This window comes from Actinoplanes sp. NPDC051633 (assembly GCF_040681735.1).
Taxonomy (GTDB): domain Bacteria; phylum Actinomycetota; class Actinomycetes; order Mycobacteriales; family Micromonosporaceae; genus Actinoplanes.
In genome coordinates, this window is record NZ_JBFAZH010000659.1 from 1 (window position 1) to 4,435 (window position 4,435).

A 4,435-nucleotide genomic window follows, 5' to 3' on the forward strand; every position below is an offset into this window, starting at 1 on the left:
GCCCGATGCCGCGCAGCCGCCGTCCGAGCCCGCCCAGCCCGACGTGCCGATCGATCCGCGCCTGCAGAAGGAGCCGGTGGTCAAGGCGGGCACGGGCACGGTGAAGGCGCTCAAGGTGACCCCGCTGGTCGCCGGCCGCGGACCGGCGGTCGCCGCCGGGCAGACGCTGACGGTCAACTACACCGGAGTGACCTACAAGGACGGCAAGGTGTTCGACTCGTCGTGGCAGCGCGGCGAGCCGGTGACGTTCCCGATCGGCGTCGGCCAGCTCATCAAGGGCTGGGACGAGGGCCTGGTCGGCGTGAAGGTGGGCAGCCGGGTGCAGCTCGACGTCCCGTCCGACAAGGCATACGGCGACAACCCCGAGGGCGGCCGGCCGCCGGGCGACCTGCGGTTCGTGGTCGACGTCATCAAAGCGAGCTGACCACCAGGTCGAGTTGACGCGGGCGGCCCGCCGGTGCGGGCCGCTCCTCGACCGTGTGCTTGAGGTCGCGCAACGCTTCGATCAGCTCGTCCACTGACGCCGGCGCGAGCGCCGCCTCGGCGAGCGCGCGGACCAGCCGGCCCTTGGTGGCCTTGTTGAAGTGGCTGACCACCGCGCGGCGGGGCACGCCGTCCACAACGGTCTCGTGCAGCACGCGCAGGGCGGCGGTGCGTCCGGCCACCGCCGCGCCCGGTGTCCACATCGACGCGTACGCGCCGGATCTGAGGTCGAGCACCGGGCCGCCGGCGGCCGCGGCGTCGAGCGGGCCGCGCAGTGCCTTCTTCCAGTACGGGGTGAGCCCGCCGACGCCGGGCAGCACGACACCGGCCGAGCACCGGTAGGCGGGGATCCGGTCGGGCAGCCGCAGCGCGCCCCACAGCCCGGAGAACACCACCGCTCGTTCGTCCAGCCAGGACCGTGCCACCGGCGCCAGACCGCGGGCGTCGAGGGCCTCGTAGAGCACGCCGCTGTAGACCTCGGCGGCCGGGGCGGCGGGCGCCTCGGCCAGGCCGGCGTTGCGGGCGATCTCCGCGTGCTGCCCCGCGGTGAGCCCGAGGGTGGTCAGGGACGCGGCGACGCCGCGGGCGCTCGTCCGTGCGCACATCGCGACGAGCCGGCTCAGCACCCGGCGGCGGGCCCGGGCCAGCGACGGCAGGAACATCGCCGCGGGGTCGGCGGGTTCGCCGTGAGCCGGCCACCGTGGGATAGACGCCGATGCGCCCGGTCAGCCCGACGGTGGCGAGCAGCTCGGCCAGCCAGGCCCCGGGGGCGGCCAGCCGCACCCAGCCGCCGGCGTCGCCGGCCCGGCGGTGCCCGACCACGAACGCGCTGAGCCCGATCGAGTCGCAGAACTCGACCCCGGACAGGTCGACCACGATGCGTGGCTGCGGCCGCTCCAGCACCTGGTCGAGGGTCGTGGTCAGCACCGGGGCGCTGTCCAGGTCGAGGTGCCCGCGGACGGTCACCACAACGGAGTCGTCGGTATTGCCGACCACAGACACATGCACGGGCTGTATCTGCCCAGAAGAGCGGACGAATTCACCTATGTCTTGGGCTATGCCGCCGGAACGACCACCTTCGTGCGCACGGTGGCCTGGTCGATCTCGGTGGTGCGGATGGTGAAGCTCACCTCGTACGTGCCGGGCAGCGGGAAGGTCAGCGATCCCAGCGCGTCGTTGCGGGGCGCCGGCAGGGGCAACATCGGCTGGCTCACCGCCGCCACGTCCTGGTCGGTGTAACGGGTGGTGACCGTCCACTGTGCGGCCGGCAGCGGCTTGCCCGCGGGCGTGTAGGTCATGCCGTGCACGGTGTTCCACTCGCCCAGCTCGACCGGATAGATGTTGAACTGCAGCGTGTACAGACTCGAGGTGAGCGTCTGGGAGAAGCCGTTCTGCACCGCGGGCGCCTTGTCCTTCTCCACCGAGCGGGCGGGGGTGGTGCCCACGAGCACCGCGCTCACCGCCAGGATCGCCGTGGTGGCGGCCATCTCCACCCCGACCGTGCGCCACAGCCGCGCCGGGCCGGTCGCCGACACCTGCCGGCTCAGCACGAACCGCCGGGCGAAGAACGCCGCGCCGAGCACGCCGGCCAGGATCGCGGTCTTGGTGAGCAGGAGCTGACCGTACGCGGTCTGCCACAGCGCCGGCACCGACCCGACGTGCACCACCGCCTGCACCACCCCGCCGCCGGCCAGCCATACCACGGCCATGGTGGCCCAGCGGGACCACGCCGGCAGGATCACGCCGAGCACGCGGGCATGCCGGCGGCGCAGCAGGAACGCGCCCAGCGTCACCAGGCCGCCGAGCCACACCGCCATCGCCGCCATGTGCACCACGTCGGCGGCGATCACCGCTCCGCGCAGCGGGGAGACCGCCGCGTGCCCGGTCAGCGGCCAGGTGACCAGCCCGCCCAGCGACAGCGCGAGCACCGCGACCGAGCGCCATCTGTCCGGCTTGTCGCGCCACAGCCCGGCGACCAGCGCCAGGGCCGCCAGCCGGGCGGTCAGCGTCAGCCCGTAGGGGCTCGTCAGCACGTCGGCGAGCTCTGCGAAGGACACGTCCCAGAGCGGTGCGCCACTGGCGTAGGGGGCCTGGGTCCACAGGCCGCCCAGAGTCGAGAGCCCGATCAGGACCAGGCCGGCGCGCACCATGCGGACCGGGCCGCGCCGGGAGAGACGCCGCGGCCACAGGAACGCCAGGAACAGCGCCGGGCCCACGGCGAGCGTGAGGCCCGCGTACCCCAGGAATTTGACGGCCGGAACCGCCGCCGCGACCGATCCGTGGACCTTGGCCGGATCGGCCTCCGCGGGCCGGGCCGACGGCGCGCCCACCGAGAAGATCAGGGCGTTGGCGAGCGGGTGGGTGTCCGCCGAGACCAGCCGGTAGCTGACCAGGTAGGTGCCCGGCGGCCGGTCGCCCTCGCGGAGCCGGATGGTGATCGTCGGGCCGGCCGAGGTGACCGACTCGCTGATCCGCTTGCCGTCCGGCGCGAGCACCTGGGTGCGCTCGGCCAGCGGCTGCACCACCTCGTTGAAGGTGAGGGTGATCTGCTCCGGAAGCGTCTTGATCACGCTGCCGGCGTCGGGGTTCGAGGACACCAGCAGGGCGTGCGCCCGCGCCGGGGCCGGGACCAGCAGCAGACCCAGACCGACGATGACCAGCATCAGGGCGCGCGCCGGCCAAGGAGAGGTCACACCGGGTAGTTCGGATGGGAGGCGCGAACGGTTCAACGCGGGCGTGCGCGGCTTACCGATCGTGTGCCGAGGGTAGGGGACGACGATACGATCCGCTCAGGTCCACGCTCCCCAGGAGGCCCCTGATGTCCGCACCGTCCCGCGCCGGGCAGCCCGCGCAGCCGGAAGACCTGATCGACGTCCCCAGGGTGGTGCTGGCCTATTACACCGAACACCCCGACCCTGAGGTCGTGGGCCAGCGGGTCGCCTTCGGCACCTCGGGGCACCGCGGCTCGTCGCTGAACACCGCCTTCAACGAGGACCACATCGTCGCCACCAGCCAGGCGATCGTCGAGTACCGCAAACAGCAGGGCACCGACGGCCCGCTCTACCTGGGCCGGGACACGCATGCGCTGAGCGAGCCCGCGATGATCAGCGCGCTGGAGGTGTTCGCCGCCAACGACGTGCACGTGCGGGTGGACAGCCGCGACGGCTACACGCCGACGCCGGCCGTCTCGCACGCGATCCTGACCTTCAACCGGGGCCGCACCGAGGGTGTCGCCGACGGGGTGGTGGTCACGCCGTCGCACAACCCGCCCGCGGACGGCGGCTTCAAGTACAACCCGCCCAACGGCGGGCCGGCCGACACGGACGCCACCAAATGGATCCAGGACCGGGCGAACGCGCTGATCGCGGGCGGGCTCAAGGAGGTGCGGCGCGTTCCGGCCGGACGGGCCCGGACATCCGACCTGGTCAGCGGGTACGACTTCCTCGCCAACTACGTCGACGATCTCTCGAACGTGATCGACCTCGACGCCATCCGCTCGGCCGGCGTGCGCATCGGGGCCGACCCGCTGGGCGGCGCGAGCGTGGCGTACTGGGGTGAGATCGGCGCCCGCTACGGCCTCGACCTGACCGTGGTCAACCCGAACGTGGACCCGACCTTCGGCTTCATGACGCTGGACTGGGACGGCAAGATCCGGATGGACTGCTCGTCGCCGTCGGCGATGGCGTCGCTGATCAGGCAGAAGGACCGCTTCCAGATCGCCACCGGCAACGACGCCGACGCCGACCGGCACGGCATCGTCACCCCGGACGGCGGCCTGCTCAACCCCAACCACTACCTGTCGGTGGCGATCTCCTACCTGTTCCGGGTGCGCACCGACTGGCCGTCCGGCGCGGCCATCGGCAAGACGCTCGTGTCCTCCTCGATGATCGACCGGGTGGCCGCCGACCTCGGCCGGCGGCTCGACGAGGTGCCGGTCGGCTTCAAGTGGTTC

4 protein-coding genes and 1 pseudogene are annotated in these 4,435 nt (G+C 72.7%); 2 read left to right on the forward strand and 3 right to left on the reverse strand.

What is annotated here, in order from left to right:
- On the forward strand, nt 1-424 hold a 424-nt coding region (locus tag AB0M20_RS29065), incomplete at its 5' end, for an FKBP-type peptidyl-prolyl cis-trans isomerase (protein ID WP_364303502.1).
- Here AB0M20_RS29065 and yaaA read toward each other — a convergent pair.
- The 3 genes and pseudogenes from yaaA to AB0M20_RS29080 all read right to left on the reverse strand — a co-directional run bounded on the left by yaaA (nt 411) and on the right by AB0M20_RS29080 (nt 3,176).
- A complete protein-coding gene (gene yaaA, locus AB0M20_RS29070; RefSeq protein ID WP_364303503.1) occupies nt 411-1,145 on the reverse strand; it encodes a peroxide stress protein YaaA in 735 nt (244 codons plus the stop codon). The two genes, AB0M20_RS29065 and yaaA, sit on opposite strands and share 14 nt — an antisense overlap.
- Before the next feature lie 76 nt (nt 1,146-1,221).
- Nucleotides 1,222-1,491, reverse strand: a pseudogene (locus AB0M20_RS29075) (STAS domain-containing protein); the annotation flags it as partial.
- A gap of 47 nt (nt 1,492-1,538) precedes the next feature.
- The gene (locus tag AB0M20_RS29080) at nt 1,539-3,176 is read right to left on the reverse strand and encodes a copper resistance protein CopC (protein WP_364303504.1); all 1,638 of its coding nucleotides are present in this window, start codon (nt 3,174-3,176) and stop codon (nt 1,539-1,541) included.
- A 125-nt stretch (nt 3,177-3,301) separates the two neighbouring features.
- Here AB0M20_RS29080 and AB0M20_RS29085 point away from each other — a divergent pair.
- A partial coding sequence (locus AB0M20_RS29085) for a phosphoglucomutase (RefSeq protein ID WP_364303505.1) occupies nt 3,302-4,435 on the forward strand: 1,134 nt, incomplete at its 3' end.

Excerpts from the sequence above, each read along its gene's own strand:
- yaaA (WP_364303503.1), bottom strand. The coding sequence starts at position 1,145 with ATGTTCCTGCCGTCGCTGGCCCGGGCCCGCCGCCGGGTGCTGAGCCGG.